The sequence below is a fragment of the Xenorhabdus cabanillasii genome, assembly GCF_003386665.1.
Taxonomy (GTDB): Bacteria; Pseudomonadota; Gammaproteobacteria; order Enterobacterales; family Enterobacteriaceae; genus Xenorhabdus; species Xenorhabdus cabanillasii.
Genome location: NZ_QTUB01000001.1, coordinates 1,288,342 through 1,305,328 on the forward strand (window position 1 = coordinate 1,288,342; position 16,987 = coordinate 1,305,328).

At 39.5% G+C, this 16,987-nt stretch carries 13 protein-coding genes and 1 pseudogene; 4 read left to right on the forward strand and 10 right to left on the reverse strand.

The window, feature by feature from the left end:
- Positions 1-228: 228 nt before the first annotated feature.
- Both rsmJ and prlC (BDD26_RS06325) read right to left on the reverse strand, forming a co-directional pair.
- The gene (gene rsmJ / locus BDD26_RS06320; protein WP_038265357.1) at positions 229-972 is read right to left on the reverse strand and encodes a 16S rRNA (guanine(1516)-N(2))-methyltransferase RsmJ; all 744 of its coding nucleotides are present in this window, start codon (positions 970-972) and stop codon (positions 229-231) included.
- Between the two features lie 17 nt (positions 973-989).
- A complete protein-coding gene (gene prlC / locus BDD26_RS06325; RefSeq protein ID WP_038265351.1) occupies positions 990-3,032 on the reverse strand; it encodes an oligopeptidase A in 2,043 nt (680 codons plus the stop codon).
- 371 nt (positions 3,033-3,403) lie between these two features.
- Between prlC (BDD26_RS06325) and BDD26_RS20795 the strand changes: the two are divergent.
- Positions 3,404-3,672: pseudogene (locus tag BDD26_RS20795) on the forward strand (Fic family protein); the annotation flags it as partial.
- 11 nt (positions 3,673-3,683) lie between these two features.
- On the forward strand, positions 3,684-3,872 hold the full coding sequence (locus tag BDD26_RS20800; RefSeq protein ID WP_425330449.1) for a hypothetical protein: 189 nt from the start codon (positions 3,684-3,686) through the stop codon (positions 3,870-3,872).
- A 133-nt stretch (positions 3,873-4,005) separates the two neighbouring features.
- Here BDD26_RS20800 and prlC (BDD26_RS06335) read toward each other — a convergent pair whose 3' ends face one another.
- From prlC (BDD26_RS06335) to treB, 8 genes are all read right to left on the reverse strand, one after another.
- Positions 4,006-6,048 carry an oligopeptidase A gene (gene prlC, locus BDD26_RS06335; protein WP_115825867.1) on the reverse strand — a complete coding sequence of 681 codons (2,043 nt, stop codon included), beginning with the start codon at positions 6,046-6,048 and terminating at the stop codon, positions 4,006-4,008.
- Positions 6,049-6,376: 328 nt separating this feature from the next.
- Complete coding sequence (locus tag BDD26_RS06340) at positions 6,377-6,703, reverse strand: lysozyme inhibitor LprI family protein (protein ID WP_115825868.1); 327 nt, start codon at positions 6,701-6,703, stop codon at positions 6,377-6,379.
- Positions 6,703-6,990: a hypothetical protein gene (locus BDD26_RS06345; RefSeq protein ID WP_147299003.1), complete on the reverse strand. Its 288-nt coding sequence runs from the start codon at positions 6,988-6,990 to the stop codon at positions 6,703-6,705. Before BDD26_RS06345 ends, BDD26_RS06340 begins: the two co-directional genes overlap by 1 nt.
- 90 nt (positions 6,991-7,080) lie before the next feature.
- Positions 7,081-7,641 carry a hypothetical protein gene (locus BDD26_RS06350; protein WP_038265341.1) on the reverse strand — a complete coding sequence of 187 codons (561 nt, stop codon included), beginning with the start codon at positions 7,639-7,641 and terminating at the stop codon, positions 7,081-7,083.
- Between the two features lie 539 nt (positions 7,642-8,180).
- Positions 8,181-8,657 (reverse strand): hypothetical protein, encoded by a 477-nt coding sequence (locus BDD26_RS06355; protein WP_115825870.1) that lies wholly within the window; start codon positions 8,655-8,657, stop codon positions 8,181-8,183.
- Positions 8,658-8,795: 138 nt separating this feature from the next.
- The gene (locus tag BDD26_RS06360) at positions 8,796-10,112 is read right to left on the reverse strand and encodes a PI-PLC domain-containing protein (RefSeq protein ID WP_038262637.1); all 1,317 of its coding nucleotides are present in this window, start codon (positions 10,110-10,112) and stop codon (positions 8,796-8,798) included.
- A 320-nt stretch (positions 10,113-10,432) separates the two neighbouring features.
- Positions 10,433-12,097, reverse strand: a complete 1,665-nt coding sequence (gene treC, locus BDD26_RS06365; protein ID WP_115825871.1) for an alpha,alpha-phosphotrehalase — start codon at positions 12,095-12,097, stop codon at positions 10,433-10,435.
- Positions 12,098-12,123: 26 nt separating this feature from the next.
- A complete protein-coding gene (gene treB / locus BDD26_RS06370; protein WP_115825872.1) occupies positions 12,124-13,557 on the reverse strand; it encodes a PTS trehalose transporter subunit IIBC in 1,434 nt (477 codons plus the stop codon).
- Positions 13,558-14,553: 996 nt separating this feature from the next.
- Between treB and BDD26_RS06375 the strand changes: the two genes are divergently transcribed.
- Together BDD26_RS06375 and BDD26_RS06380 are read left to right on the forward strand one after the other, a co-directional pair.
- On the forward strand, positions 14,554-15,843 hold the full coding sequence (locus BDD26_RS06375) for an alpha-xenorhabdolysin family binary toxin subunit A (protein ID WP_280524511.1): 1,290 nt from the start codon (positions 14,554-14,556) through the stop codon (positions 15,841-15,843).
- A gap of 42 nt (positions 15,844-15,885) precedes the next feature.
- Complete coding sequence (locus BDD26_RS06380; protein WP_115825874.1) at positions 15,886-16,938, forward strand: alpha-xenorhabdolysin family binary toxin subunit B; 1,053 nt, start codon at positions 15,886-15,888, stop codon at positions 16,936-16,938.
- Positions 16,939-16,987: the final 49 nt, after the last annotated feature.

The following is a 16,987-nucleotide window of genomic DNA, read 5'->3' on the forward strand; positions in this document are numbered from 1 at the left end:
ATTCGCCTAAGTAAGTGCAACTTCTCAGAAAGGCGGTCAGTTGCTATAGCAGGCATCTTGCTCGCCAAAGGAAAATGCACTATGACCTATTTAGTAAATCGATTAGATATTCACTGAGTTGGTTACTGACAAAGTGCTGTTTTTTATTCAGCACTTTGTTTTAACCTACTGTTTTTCAAATATCTGTTTGGGGACTATTGCATGATATTTCGTGTTGGCATTACATAATCAACAAGGATAAATATCAAAACGGTGATTTTTAGTAGTAATCGCCGCGGATGCGTTAACCCCGGCCAACGGCTCTGCGTAATCCGGTCGTTTCACCACAACACGGCGTTTTGCCAGTGCACGGGCAGGTGCCAATAATGCATCGGCATCTTCATCTGCACCTACCAGAGACTGGAATACACGCATCTCTTTTTTGACCAGTGCGCTTTTTTGTCGGTGTGGATACATCGGATCAAGATAAACCACATCAGGCTGTGGAGTGATATCCGTCAATGCGGTAATGCTTGAGGTGTGGATCAGTGTCATGCGCTCTTTCAGCCAGCCACCAATCTCTTCATCCTGATATCCACGCTGTAGCCCGTCCTCTAATAAAGCCGCGACGACAGGATGGCGTTCCAGCATTCTGACATGACAACCAATTGCCGCCAGTACAAAGGCATCACGCCCTAATCCTGCTGTTGCATCGACTACTGTGGGTAAATAGTCTTTCTTGATACCAACTGCCTTGGCGACAGCTTCACCACGACCACCACCAAACCGGCGGCGATGAGCCATCGTACCGGCAACGAAATCTACATAAATCCCGCCCAATTTAGGTTCATCGCGCTTACGCAGTTCCAGCCGTTCCGGGGTCAGTACCAACGCCATAGTGGAATCTTCATCGTGTATCAGACCCCAACGTTCAGCTAATTGAGATAAGGCGCTGTTATCAGCGCCCTGTTCGCAAATCAAACAAATATTCACGCGAATTCCCACACAAATTATCCAGTGATACCGGCACTTTTCAGCATTGCATCCAGTTTTGGTTCGCGACCACGGAAGCGAACAAACAGCGTCATTGGATCTTCTGAACCGCCACGGGACAGGATATTGTCAAGGAACGACTGACCTGTTGTACGATTGAAAATCCCTTCTTCAGAGAAGCGGGAATAAGCATCTGCTGCGAGCACATCAGCCCATAGATAGCTGTAATAACCTGCTGCATAACCACCATTGAAAATATGGCTGAAAGAGTTAGGAAAACGGTTCCACTCTGGTGACGGAACGACAGAGACCTGTTTCTTAACGGATTGTAAGGTTGGCAGGATTTGCGCCCCTTTTGCCGGGTCATATTCAGAGTACAGGCGAAAATCAAACAGACCAAACTCCAACTGTCGCAGGAGAAACATTGCGGCCTGATAGTTCTTCGCTGCCAGCATATTATCCAGCATCTCTTTTGGCAGAGGCTCTTTAGTCTCATAGTGACCGGAGATAAACGCCAGTGCTTCCGGTTCCCAGCACCAGTTTTCCATAAACTGACTTGGCTGCTCAACCGCATCCCACGGCACACCATTGATACCAGAAACATCCAGCGTTTCAATTTCTGTCAGCATATGGTGCAAGCCATGACCAAACTCATGGAACAGGGTTATCACTTCATCGTGAGTAAACAGAGCAGGTTTATCACCAACCGGTTTATTGAAATTACAGGTCAGATAAGCAACAGGTTTCTGTATTTCACCGGTAGCGTGGCGCATTCTGCCAGCACAGTCGTCCATCCATGCGCCGCCACGTTTATGCTCACGGGCGTAGAGATCCAGATAGAAACTGCCACGCAATGTCTGCTTTTCATCATACAGTTCGAAGAAGCGAACATCAGGATGCCAGGTTTCTACATCGTGTCGCTCTTTGGCTGTGATGCCATAAATGCGATGGACAATTTCAAACAACCCTTCAATTACCTGTTGTTCAGGGAAATAAGGACGCAGTTGTTCATCGTCAATGGAGAATTCGTGTTGTTTCTGTTTTTCGCTGTAATACGTCAGATCCCATGCTTCCAGCTTATCAACACCGTAATGTGAACGGGCAAAGTTAGTCAGCTCTTCCAGTTCCTTTTTGCCTTGACCATGAGCACGATGAGCCAGGCCATTCAGGAAATCGAGTACTTGCTGAGGTGTTTTAGCCATTTTGGTGGCAAGGGAGTGTTCGGTGTAGTTTTTGAAACCTAGCAATTGGGCGAGTTCATGACGTAATGCCAACATTTCCGCCATAATGGCATTATTGTCCCATTTCCCGGCATCAGGCCCTTGATCGGATGCGCGGGTAGTGTAGGCGTAATACATTTCCTGACGCAGCTCACGGTTATCAGCATAAGTTATGACAGGAAGATAGCTTGGAATATCCAGCGTCAGCAGCCAGCCTTCCTGATTTTTGGCTTCTGCGGCGGCTTTGGCAGCAGCTTTGGCGCTTTCAGGTAAACCAGCCAGATCATTTTCATCGGTAATGAGCTTCGTCCATCCCATTGTGGCATCCAGCACATTATTGCCGAATTGGGAGCCGAGTTCTGATAGACGGGCGGTGATTTCACCGTAGCGTTTTTGTTTCTCTTCCGGCAGACCAATGCCTGTTAACTCAAAATCACGCAATGTATCTTCAATAGATTTGCGCTGTGGTTGAGACAGAGATTCAAAAGAATGGCTTTCTTTGAGTGACTTATAAGCCTGATATAGTCCTTTATGCTGCCCAAGCCAGGTACTGAATTCGGAAAGCAGGGGCAGGCTTTGCTCATAGGCTTCGCGAAGCTCCGGGCTATTTTTGACGGAGTTGAGATGTCCGACAGGTGACCACATACGGGAAAGCTTGTCTGATGCTTCAGAGAGTGGTTGGCACAGGTTATCCCAGGTGAAAATTGAATTCTCGGTTAAAATCTTCTCAATTACCTGACGGTAGTTCGCCAGCGTTTCTTTTACAGCAGGAACGACATGTTTAGGTTCAATCTCAGCGAACTTAGGCAATACCGAAGATGTCAGTAACGGATTAGTCATAATGAGAGCCTTTCTTGTATGTGGATATAAGCTGTGATCAGCCTTTATCCCATTATGGATTATTGACGATAGATGGGGATAAAATAGCGTGAGTTCAATGCTGACGCTGTATTTTAAGTCTGGCCCTTTTGGTGTATACGAAGATAATCTGTAGTTTTAAAGCTCTTTTATATTATTAGCACGTTTTAATTAACACTTTTATTGTTTAAATTTCCATCAAATTTTATTGCTTTCTACTTCCAGTTGAGATATCAATACTGATGTTTTGAGATATCTGTCAGATATTTTATTTTTAATTGGTTGATATAAAATTAATTTTTGTTTTATTTTTGAGATGTTGTCACTTAACTAGTTGAGATAGGTTAAACCACATGGCTCAATTTAGTCATTTTGAACTAGAGTTACTTAACCCAAATTTTGACTCACCTCTCGTTGATATAATCACAGAACTAGAATTACTCAGACATCTGCGGTTAGAAACAAATGTGCACCCAATATATTTGTACAGTTGAAAGCGGTTTTCCACATGCTGGAAAGTCTGGGATCTGCAAGAATTGAGGGAAACCACACAACTTTAGCAGACTATGTTGAAAACAAAGTTGAAGGTACTCAAAGCTCGACAGATCAATTGGCACAATTAAAGCAGGAGACTTGCGCCCCGTTTTACCAAACATGAAATCAGCTCAAATCACTTATCAGATAGGTAAGTTGATTGAATGTAAACTACTCCAACCAATAGAGGATGGTGCACGTACTTATACAGCCAGTTTTTCTAACTCTTATCTGATTCGTGGTGTGATCAATGCATTACGAAAAGAAGGACTTATCCCGGATTTGTGATGACAGTGGTGACTAACAAGCCTGTCATGGTTCTGTTTTACTGGTATTTTGTTTGCCCGGCGAAGCTGGCAAATAAAATAAGGCGCGGGTATCAGCGCCTTATTCGTACAATTTAACAAATTAACACAAATGATTATTCAGTGATGCCAAGTCTTTTCAGCAGTGCATCCAGTGATGGTTTACGGCCCCGGAAACGGATGAACAGCGTCATTGGATCCATTGAACCACCAAGAGTCAGATAATCATCAAGGAATGACTGACCGGTTGTGCGGTTGAAAATTCCTTCCTCAGAGAAGCGGGAGTAAGCGTCCGCAGCCAGCACATCTGCCCACATGTAGCTGTAGTAGCCTGCTGCATAGCTACCGTTAAAAATATGGCTGAAAGAGTTCGGGAAGCGATCATCATCCTGTGATGGAACCACAGAAACATGCTCTTCCACTGACTGATATATTGGCAGAATCTGTGCGCCTTTGGCCGGGTCATATTCAACGTGCAGGCGGAAATCAAACAGACCAAACTTCAACTGACGCAACACGAGCATAGCAGACTGAAAATTCTTCGCTGCCAGCATATTATTCAGCATTTCTTTCGGCAGAGGCTCTTTGGTTTCATAATGACCAGAGATAAATTCCAATGCCTCTGGCTCCCAACACCAGTTCTCCATAAACTGACTTGGACATTCCACAGCATCCCACGGTACACCGTTAGTGCCGGCAACATCCAGGGTTTCAACCAGGGTTAACATGGAGTGCAAACCGTGTCCGAATTCATGGAACAGCGTTTTCACTTCAGAGTGTGTGAACAGAGCGGGTTTATCACCTACAGGCCCATTGAAGTTGCAGTTAATAAAAACGACAGGTGTCTGCAACTCACCGGAAGCAAGGCGCATTCTGTCAACATAGCTGCTCTTCCATGCTCCGCCTCTTTTATTTGCACGGGCATAGAGATCCAGATAGCAGCTACCACGCAATATCCCTTTGTCATCATACAGGTCGAAGAAACGGACATCAGGATGCCAGGTTTCCACATTTTCACGCGGTTTGGCGGTAATACCATAAATGCGGCGGACAACTTCAAACAAACCATCAAGTGCACGTTGTTCAGGGAAATAAGCACGTAGCTGTTCTTCATCAAAGGAGAAATCATGCTGTTTCTGTTTTTCGCTATAGTACTTCACATCCCAGTCTTCCAGATCATCAATCCAATAGTGAGAGAAGGCAAAATCACAAAGTTCTTCCATCTCCCTTTCACCCTGACAATGAGCACGGTTGACCAGATCGTTTAAGAAATCCAGAACTTCTTTTGGTGTCTTCGCCATTTTGGTAGCGAGAGAGTTTTCGGCATAGTTCTTGAAGCCTAACAGCAGAGCGAGCTCATGACGCAGAGCGAGAATTTCCTCCATAATCGGGGTATTGTCCCATCTGCAGGCATTTGGCCCTAGCTCAGAAGCGCGAGTTATATAGGCAATATATATTTCTTCACGCAGATCACGGTCATCAGCATAGCTCATGACAGAATTATAAATGGGGGGATCCAGTGTCAGTAACCAGCCATCCAACCCTTTCGCTTTGGCGGCGGCTTTGGCCGCGTTTTGGGTGCTTTCAGGCAAACCCGACAAATCGCATTCGTCGGTGATGAGCTTAGTCCACCCCATGGTGGCATCCAGTACATTATTGCCAAACTGGGAACTCAGTTCAGATAAACGGGCTGTGATCTCACCGTAACGTTTTTGTTTCTCTTCCGGCAAGGCAACACCGGATAATGTAAAATCCAGCAGCTTATCTTCAATGGTTTTGCGCTGCGATTGGGATAGCTCCCTGAATGCCGGATTTTCTTTCAGTGACTTATACGCCTGATATAATCCTTTGTGCTGTCCCATCCAAGTATCGAACTCGGCAACCATGCGGAGGCACTGCTCGTAAGCTACCCGGAATTCCGGGCTATTCTTGACGGCATTGAGGTGTTTGACCGGAGACCAGACACGTCCAAATTGATTTTTCGCTTCAGAGATTGGTTGGCACAAATTATCCCAGGTAAATGGAGTATTTTCGGCCAGAACTTTCTCAATCACCTGACGATAGTTGGCTAACCTTTCCTTTACAGCTGGTACAACATGTTCTGCTTTAATAGAAGCAAATTTGGGTAGTCCAGAAGATTCTAGTAATGGATTAGTCATAATTAGCGCCTTATTAGTATATTTGGGGATACCGCTATCCCAAAGGGTTGGTGTTGAAAGACGGGAATAAGATATCGTGGGCTCGCTGCAAATACCGCCATTTTATGTGAATAATTACTATTTTTTTATATCAGTGATCTGTGAAATGGCGCGATAACATCAGTGATAGGTGCAACGTCAAATAATAGGAAAGAAAAAACCAGCAAATGTTATTGCTGGTTTCATAATCATAATAAGCAGTTAAATAAGTCTATTTCATGTTGGTTATGTCAAAAAATAGCAGGAATTGAAAATGGTAAATTCTTATCTTAATTTCTTGAACGATTAATTAAATCGGTTTTTCTATTGAGTTATAAAGCGTATCTAATTGATTAATACGTTGACGATAACTCTCCCTCAGACATGATATATTTGCCTTACATTGCTGACGTTGTTTCAGCCATGCTTTCTGATCATCGTACATCTCTCCTGATATCCCCATAGCAAATAACCCTCGCAGAAAGTGGTATTTCACACTCATTTCGACATCCAGATCATTCAGCTTCGGGCTGGCGCAAATCGCCTTCTCATCTGACGCTCTGGCTTTCGCACAGTCAAAACTGGCAGCAAAACTAAGTGGTGACAGAATATACAATAGTAACAGTATATATCGCATTATTTCCCCTTATAAGGACGGCAAATAAATTCTGCGATTTTTTTAGCATCTGACCATTTTTTTATATATTTCAACGCTGATTTATCTGTAACTTGTTTAGTAATCTGTTGTTGCAGATATATTTTCTGTTTTTGGGATAATTGTTCGGTTGGCATTTGTGCTCGTGCAAGAGCGGGTAATAATAGACCGATATTTCCCAAGTAAGTTAAGTATCTTGAGTAAAACATAATGGCATATTCCTCGTTTGAGATTAAAAAAGTATGGCATAGCTTTTGTACAAATGCCATGAAGCAGGATCATGAATATATTGCTAGTGCATGAATTCCCAGCCATTAAACTAGTGTCTTTTTATATATAGTCAGTGGTTATTCACTTTATTAATCATTTATTTCCATACTGATCTGCGTTCCATCACGACTTACATACCCATTCTGACATTTTGATTCACTGCCGTCACAAATAAATTTAATAGGAATCTGGCAATCTATATCCACATTCACAGGAGCAAAATAGGTACGCCAGCCTGTCATCATATCAATGTATGCTGTGCGCAATTCTACATCGCAGTATTTTGACTGATTATACATAATAGACCATGTAACCCATTTATCCCATGAATGGCAATGAGCAAGAAAATTATTATTATCTTCTAAGCTAAAATTTATTTCTTGTTGAGGGGCTAAGTTTATGTCATCTGATGGGCCGGCATTATACATACATTGGAATCCTGTACGTGTAATGGTTACTTTGGCAGTTTTGCTATTATTTCTGAAATGCGCGTTATAATATGCGGAAAAAACAGATGGTTTATTGATGGTTTTGTTATTTTCTATTTTATGATCATTTTGCACTATGCTGTCTTTAGTGAAAGCATTACTCGCAAAAAGTATCATACTCAAAGATAAACTGTATGCTATATATTTTCTAAGTGGTTTCATGTTTATTCCCTCTATTTAAGTTAAACAAAAATTACCTAATTGATTTCAAAATACAGTGTGACAACAAGAGAATGTCGGTCAACAAAGCTGTAATTTGAAAGGTTGCTATATGGTATATTTTATTTTTAAGTATAGCAGGAGTTAATGAAAGTAAAGCTGGATGTAGAATTTTATTTGTACCGGAAAGATATGTTATTTTCTTACCGTTTTTATTTATAAGTATTTTTTCTTGTTAATATTATACCTCACTTTTTATTTGGCGAGGTATAATATTTAAATTATATTATAAACAATATATTATGATAAAATGAAATACATAAATAATATTGTTATGTTGAAATTAAGTATATTTTTATAAGGATTGCGTTTAATTTCCTTTTCTATTTTTTTGCTGATGATGGAGCATCACTGATGAGTACCCGCCAATCCTGATGTGTAAGTTCAGGATCTGGAGACCAACGTTGTGTTTCATCACTTGGCTATTCTGGCAGCAAGACTAAGTAGTGACAGGATATGCAATAGTAACAGCATACGTTGTATTATTTCCCCTTATTGGGAAGAACTACAGGCTCCTGCCCGGTTTGTAATTTGGGTAGATTAGTATTCTGGTACTTAAATGAATGCGCTTTACCCATTGCATCTAATTTGCAGGAGAACCGAATATCCTTCCAGCCATCATCTGTTCTATACATACCAGTACCGACTAATTCTGAAGAAGATTCCAGTCTTATGCTATTGGGTGAGACATCACCAAGGAAAACTTTATCGGCATCTTTGTGTTGCTGTTTAATGATGGGTAAAGCAAAAGGACGGCAAATAAATTCTGCGACTTTTTTAGCATCTGACCATTTTTTTATATCTTTCAACGCTGATTTATCTGTAACTTGTTTACTAATCTGTTGTTCCAGGTAATTCTTCAGGTCTGGGGATAATTGTTGGGCTGATGCTTGTGCTGCAAGAGCGGGTAATAGCAGACTAAAAATCCCCAAGTAAGTCAGGTATCTTGAGTAAAACATAATGGCATACTCCTCGTTTGAGACTCAAAAAAGTATGGCATAAGTTTTGTACAAACGCTATGAAGTAGAGTATGAATATATTACCATTTTATAAATATGTAGTTAATTATCAAAGAAATTAATTCCTATAAATTGTTTCTACTTTAACCACCAATTGATAGCTACGCATAATGTTGCTGCTATTTGATCTTTTACATTATCGATAAGAATGATATTCGGATATGCTTTTTTTGTTATACGTGGATAAACATCATAGACTAATTCATCATTTGCGATATCTCCCAAATCCCTAATGCTATAAGAACATGTTGCTATTTGTTCAATATCTTGGGTAAGAATCCAGGATAACTCAAAATAGTGTGTTGGAGAATATTTTTCCATTTTTGCAAATTGATCTGAAGCCATTTGAAACACAGTATTTTTATTAGAGTATTTGTGATACATATTCAGTTCATTAAGGTAGTAGAATCCTTTGTTATGATATTCTTGCAAGTCAACGTTGGTTTTCTTATTTTCTACAAAGATTAAAACTGCTGAATGAGTTCCATTATCTGTTAATTCATCAAATGTTAAGTCTAAAATTTTACGGTTATTATCATGAAAATACAAATTATTAATCTGAGAGAGTTTTTTAAATAAGTTATCCCATTGTTCTTGATAAAAAGGATGATCTTTTTCCCAAAAACCTACATCTAGATCAAGAGAGTGATCAAGCCTGATTATGACTAATTCGCTGTTCATCCGTGTAAAATAGTTAATTGAACTAATCATAGAATCAATTGATTCACCATTTGCCCCTTCCCACACGAATAGAATTTCTCTATAGTGACCTGTAAAAAAGTTGCCATCTTTGAGAACAGGTCTGATATCAAAATATCTTATGCCAAATCGTAATTGCTCAAATATATCGTTTGATTGTGTTAATGTATTGCATTCACGAACGAATGTTGTACTCGATGTCATTACACTCATTCCTGCATCGTGGGAACCGGGAATACAGAGTTTACTTATTGGATAATTTCCTAATATATTCCGATAGTCCCGCATCCAGCTCCAGCCATCTATATAAGGCCCGATGTAGCTATCTACATCACCAATAAGCATAAAATGGATTATTTGATCAGTTCTCCAGCCAAGGCTAAATATAGTACCTTTATTAAGCGTCGTTGTTTCTAAATTTTCTAAGTAAAACTCTAGATCTAATTGTCCAAAATTATAGTCATACTTTCCACTTATCATAAAGGTACTTTTATTAGCATCCATTATTTGATATCTTATGTCAAAGTTACAATTTTCGATATCATTTCCGGTAAAAACAATAGCAAAAAGTTTAACACTTAACGGATCTATTGATTCAGGGAAATTACTAATATTAAAATCTTTAGAGGTACTGGATATTTTTTTCCAGACTGAATTTGTACTATTACAGAATAATAGTTTGGCAATTTCAACCATAATAATCGCTCCTTTTAAAAAACAATTTTTTAGTTTCTTTCGGAATACAGTGCGACAATAGGAGAATATCAGTCAACGAAGCTGTAATTTGAAAGATGATGAGTATATGTTTTATTTTTAAGTATAGCAGGAGTTAATGAAAGTAAAGCTGGATGTGGAATTTTTTTGTGCAGGAGATATCTGTTGTTTTTTTACTGTTTTTATTTATAAGTTTTTTTTCTGTTTAATAATATGCCTCACTTTTTATTTTGTGAGGCATATTGTTCTGGTTATCATATAAACAATATATTATGATGAAATGAAATACATAAATAATATTGTTATGTTGAAATTAAGTATATTGCTTCATAAGGATTGAGCTTAATTTCTTTCTCTATTTTTTTTCCTGATGATGGATAATTACTGATGAGTACCCGCCAATCCTGATGTGTGAGTTCAGGATCTGGAGACCAATGCTGTGTTTCGTCACTTAGATTGGCGATAACCAGCAGAGTTTGATCCTGCCAACGACGCAGATAACACCACAGTGAAGGGTGATCGGGTAAAATATCCAGATAATCACCATAAGTTAGGATGGGTTGTGTTTTTCTTAACTTAATCAAATCCTGGTAGCAGTAAAATACAGAATCTTTGTCCAGTAATACTGCTTCTGCATTGATTTCACGATAATTATCGCAAGTAGCGATCCACGGAGTACCAGAAGTAAAACCGGCGTTGCTGGAATCGTCCCATTGCATCGGAGTTCGGCTATTGTCACGGGATTTCTGTGCCAGAATTGCCAGAATCTCTTCTGGCTGTACGCCTTTTTCAATACGCTCTTGATACATATTCAGGCTTTCAATATCCCGATAGTCTTCGATACGCTTAAAGTGAGGATTTGTCATACCTAGCTCTTCACCCTGATAAATATAGGGTGTTCCCTGCATGCCGTGCAGCACCATCGCTAACATTTTGGCAGATGTTTTATGGTGTTGGTTTTCATCACCAAACCGGGAAACAATGCGGGGTTGATCGTGGTTACACCAAAAAAGTGCGTTCCAGGCTTTTTGATGCATGCCTTGTTGCCATGTTGAAAAAATCCTTTTCAGCTCAATATAATCAGGCTTAGCGAGAGTCCATTTCTCACCATCAGGATAATCAACTTTCAGATGATGAAAATTAAACGTCATGGAGAGTTCTTTACCATCCAATGCGCTATAGTGGACACAGTGTTCAAGGCGTGTGGAGGACATCTCTCCGACAGTCATTAATCCTTTAGGTTGGAAAACATCGTGGCTCATCTCCTGCAAAAATTCATGTATCCGCGGGCCATCAGTATAAAAACGGCGGCCATCACCATGCTCATCATTAGGATAGTCCTGTTGTTTTGAGACGAGATTAACCACATCCAATCTTAGCCCATCGACGCCACGGTCGGCCCAGAACTCACAGACTTTCTTCAGCTCGGTTCGAACGGGTTCATGTTCCCAGTTCAAATCAGCTTGTTCTACAGCAAACAGATGAAGGTAATACTGTTGGCTATCTGGATGCCATTGCCAGGCGTTACCACCGAATTTGGATTTCCAGTTATTGGGAAGGGGATCCTTGGCACTTTCCCGCCAGATATAAAACTGGCGATAAGGGCTATGAATATCCTGTGCCGCCTTAAACCACGGATGCTCGGTTGAAGTGTGGTTAAAGACCATATCTAAAATGATGCGAATGCCACGGCGATGTGCATTTTCCACCAAATTATCAAAGTCTCCCATTGTTCCATAATCAGGATTAATGGCGCAGTAATCGGCAACATCATAGCCATTGTCTACCTGTGGAGATGGATAAATTGGTGTGATCCAGATAGCGCCTACACCGAGGCGCTGTAAATAATCCAGACGTTGGGTGATCCCATTAATATCCCCCGTACCACTTCCTGTACTATCCTGAAAACTTTTTGGGTAAATCTGGTAGATAGTACTGTCTAACCACCACGGTTGTTGTTCAGTCATAACAATTCCTATTAACCTGTATCCTATTAACTTGCTGCTTCATTAGCCAAGGCGACTTTGCGTTCATTTCTGCGATACATCAGAACGGTAAGCACCATTGGTACAACAATAACGATAAGCATGGCGATAAGGTAGATTACCCAGAACTGGGGTTTGATGGACAGAATACCCGGTATTCCTCCCACACCGATGCCATAGGAGGTAACATGATTGAGTCCACACACCAGACCCGCCAGGCTGGTTCCAATCATTGCACAGAACATGGGATAGCGGTATTTCAGGTTAATACCATACATGGCAGGTTCGGTAACGCCGAGATAGGCTGAAATTGCTGCCGGAACTGAAATCTCCCGCTCTTTTTCTTTTTTACTTGCCCAGATAATCCCGATAACCGCAGAGCCTTGAGCAATATTGGACAGAGCAATGATTGGCCAGATAGGTGTTCCGCCTGTGCTTTGGATCATTTGCAGGTCAATGGCCAATGTAGTCTGATGTACACCGGTAATAACCAGTGGAGCATAGAAGAAGCCAAACAAAGCGGCACCAATCGGAGCAAAACTTCCGGTCATCAGCCCTTTGACACACCATGCAACACCATCACCGATTACACGCCCAATTGGGCCAATTAGCACATGGGCAAGGAAAACTGCCAGCAACAGGGAAACGACCGGAACAATCACCAGATAAAGATAATCCGGCACCAGTTTCTTCAAGCGTGTTTCAATCCATCCCAACGTCAGGCCAGCCATCAGGGAAGGTATGACCTGAGACTGATAACCCACTTTGGAGATGGTAAACCAGCCAAAATTCCAGACATCAGGCACCTGTTGCCCAAGTAAGTAGGCATTCATTAATTGTGGGGAGACCAGTGTGATCCCCAGAACAATGCCCAGAATGGGGGTTCCGCCCATTTTTTTAACGGCAGACCAGCAAATACCGACAGGCAGATAGAAAAATATGGCTTCACCAATCAGCCAGAGGAAATCATAGATGGTTTGCCAGATTGGATACATCTGAGCGAGGGATTTTTCTTCACTGAATGGAATTCCCCCGATCAAGTTGCGCAGGCCTAATATCAGACCGCCACTGATAAGGGCAGGCAGTAACGGGAAGAAGATCTCAGCAAAATGTGAAATTGCATTTTCATACCATTTCATATTTTGTCGCGCGGCCTGTTTGACCTCTTCTTTATTGGCCGACTGCTTTCCGGTGGCGGCGAGCAGGGCTTTATAATAGATATCTACATTCGTCCCGATGACTACCTGAAACTGGCCGGCATTGGTGAAACAACCTTTTACCATAGGTAATTCTTCAATAGCTTTGGCGTCGGCTTTTTCTGGCGCATTAAGAACAAATCTGAGTCTGGTGATACAATGGCTTACGGAGGCAATATTCTCTTGCCCCCCGATTAGCCGAATAAGATTATCAATATCCTTTTGATTTATTTGTTTTTTCTTCATGCCTTTTCTCCTTCATATGGCAGGAGTAGTGAATTGAATAATGTAAATTGGTGCTAACAGAATGATTACTTTTATGATGAAATAATTCATAGAATGAAGTAATAATCCCCCCATCCTAGTCAGATTTCAGAATTTTGAATATGAAAAGATACGTTGTTTGAGTTTTAGATCACACTTTATTCTATTAGTGTGAAAGTATAATGTTTTTTATATTACTTAAATTTATTGTTTTAATGGTTTTAATTTCCTGAGTAACTAATAGATTGGGGTAATGAATTATGCTTGTATTATGCTTGTTGTCTATTAATGCCAAAGTGAAAATGAATTTTATAGCTTTGTTAATACGTCTTCCCATTTAATTGAAAAAATGTAGTTATTCCTCTGCCTGGTATCGTTCTGATTGTAAATTTATTACTGTCAATTTTATTTTCAAATCTCATCGAATAGAAAGAAATTAGTATTACCGTTATCAACAACAAGCTCATTCTTCCCAGGCGAGTTTACTCATATTCCAAATTTTACCTAAATCATTTTTTCATCAGGCTGATAGGCCGTTCATATCATCAGTCTTTGCAAAACCAGATCAGTAACGTTTAAATTTATTCCCGATGATGCCAGGATTAGATTTTGAACACCGTGGATAAAGAACGGAAATATCCAGAGCAACTTACTTCAGGCTAAAAGAGATGGTTTGATTCTATCCAATGAACTTGTCGAAGAAATAAGCGAAATCATCCATAATGGTTTATGAAGTTTATTATTTTAGTTAGTAAAGTGGTAAATAAACAATATTTTAATTTTATTAAAATACTTTCTTAGGTGAAATAAATAAAATATATAATATAAATTTAAATAAATATTCACATTAAAATATCATGTTTTTACATTTTGGTAATACGATTTTACATATTTAACTCATATTAAAATAAAATAGTTTTCAGATGGAAAAATAAAAAGTTTAATTAATATAAATCAATAACACTAATGGAAAACGATATGAGTTTAAATCAATCTTTAGCGGAAAATATAATACCTGCATCAGAAGTTCCTGCAATCACCTTAAAATTATTAACCGGTCAGATAGAAGGAGCGGCTCGTTCTGGGGGGATTTTCACTAAACAAGATCTCATTAATATAAAATTATACGTTAAGCATGGATTGGCACTTCCTACTAATTCGAAGCAAGTAATGGAATATATCGGTTATAAAGATATTGATATCGATGGTTTGAAACCAGACGATATTACCACCTTATTTAAAGACATTCACGATCATGCGAATAGCTGGAATGATGTGGAAAGTCAAGTTAAACAGCAAAGTATCGACTTGGAAAATGCTGGTAAACAAATTACCGGAACTGGAGGAGAAATAATCAGTGTTATTAAAGAAATGCCGATTCTTGACAGAGTCAAGACAGAATTAGGCAATATAGACGAATTAGGCAAGTTATACGATTCAAGAAAGTCAGACAAATTCAATAAGGAGCACAATGAGAAATTAGCTAAAATAAAAGCGAAATTAGCTGAAATACTTTATACCCAGGATGATAAAGACATCGCTGTCGAATTGGGTAATTTTCTTGAAAGAATGAAAAACGATATTATAAAACAGCAAGAGAATACCCTGCGAGTTAAAAATGCAGTAACCGACTTTAAAATTACACTGTTTGGTGGAACATTATCAAATGGCAAACCTGGACAAGCGTTACAATCACAAGTCGATAGGAAGAAAAAACTGATGGATGATAATCATCTTTCTACTACTATCAAAGAGTTGCAAGACGAAATTGATGAGAAAAATAAACAGATTGAACAACTCCAAAAAGACTATAATAGATATGTTGCTCAGTCATTTTCTGGAATTCCACTGGGAATCATTGGTCTGGCGATTACTGGCGGTATTTTTGGTGACAAAGCAGAAAAAGCCCGTAAACGGAAAAATGAATTGATCGATGAAGTCAAAGATTTGCAAAATCAAGTGAAAAATAAGAGTGCCTTGCAAACGGCCATTCAAGAAGTATCCCTGAATTTTATGAGTATTTGTACATGTATGCAGGATGCAGAAGTTGCCCTGGGTCATTTGGAATTCGTATGGAACACAATGTTAACACAAATTAAGATTTCAAAAAATCAGTTTGCTGAGATTGATAATGCAATGAAACTGACCTCTTTTGTATTGACGTTTAAGGATGTTATTAGTCCTTGGGAAAAAGTTAAAGGTTGTGCTGAGATATTAATAGAAACTTTCGATGCGGCATTAGCTGAATATCAAAAACTCTATAGCTAATATCTGCTTAAATTAATTTATAAAATAAAAAGGAATAATAGAATGTCTGAGAATATTATCTCACAACCAGAAATTTTGTATCCAGAAATCAATATTAAAGCTCTGAATCAGACAGTAAATACTATTTGGCGTTTGGCGCAACAACAAACATCAGGTATTGAAATTATTGATGAAAAAGCCAAACAAGTTGGCCTTTATAGCCGCGACCTCAATGAAATGATACGCGATTCTCTATCACAATTAACGCCAATACTACGCCAGTTCACTGTGGAAAGTATTTTCAGTACTATCCGTGAAATCGATGAAGCTTTGTCGGACTCCAATCTGGGCGATGGTGATCGCAAAGCTTTATTGGAAGAACGCGAGCAATTGATCCTAAAATTATCGAAAGATGCCGAGTATGTGATTGATAAATTCAGCAAGAGAACCAGTCAATTGGCTGAAAAAATTGACGATATTAGTAATATTGTGATTGCAGAACGTTTGAAAGATATTTTGAAGCAAACGGAAGCACAAGCAGCAAAATTACAGAGTGATATCGAGAAGAAAGCCGAAAAAAGAAAGAAATTGGATGCTGAACGGGATAAAATTATCGAAAGTCAGGATGTCATTCGCGCAAATAATATTGCCGATATGTTTAAGGATTTTATCCCAAGCGCCAGTGATATTGATAGTTTAGATTTCACAGATCCTAAAAAAGAAGCCATCAAACAGGCTATTAAACAAAGTGCTGAGATTATCAGAAAAATATTGGGTAAAATTTCTGAAGGACTGAAATATAGCGATTTGGCGGATGCCAGAATGAAACTCAGTGATCAAGTCGATCAGGTAATAAAAGAATCTAAGGTGCTGAAAACTACATTATGGAAAACAGAGCAGCAGCTTTCTGGTTTAAAAGATATGATGCAAATTGAGACAGAACGCACCACTATGCTTTCCGAGGCGGTTAAACTGGAGCAAGCGTGGAGTTCATTTACCAATCAATTACACAAATTATCAGGTAAGGAAATTAATCAGGTCAATATAACGGATCTGATAAAGGGACAATTAGACTTCTTGGATAATTTGGCATCGCAATATAATAAGCTAAAATAAATATATTGGTAATAAAAAGGCAAGGGAATATTCTTCCCGGCCTTTTTAT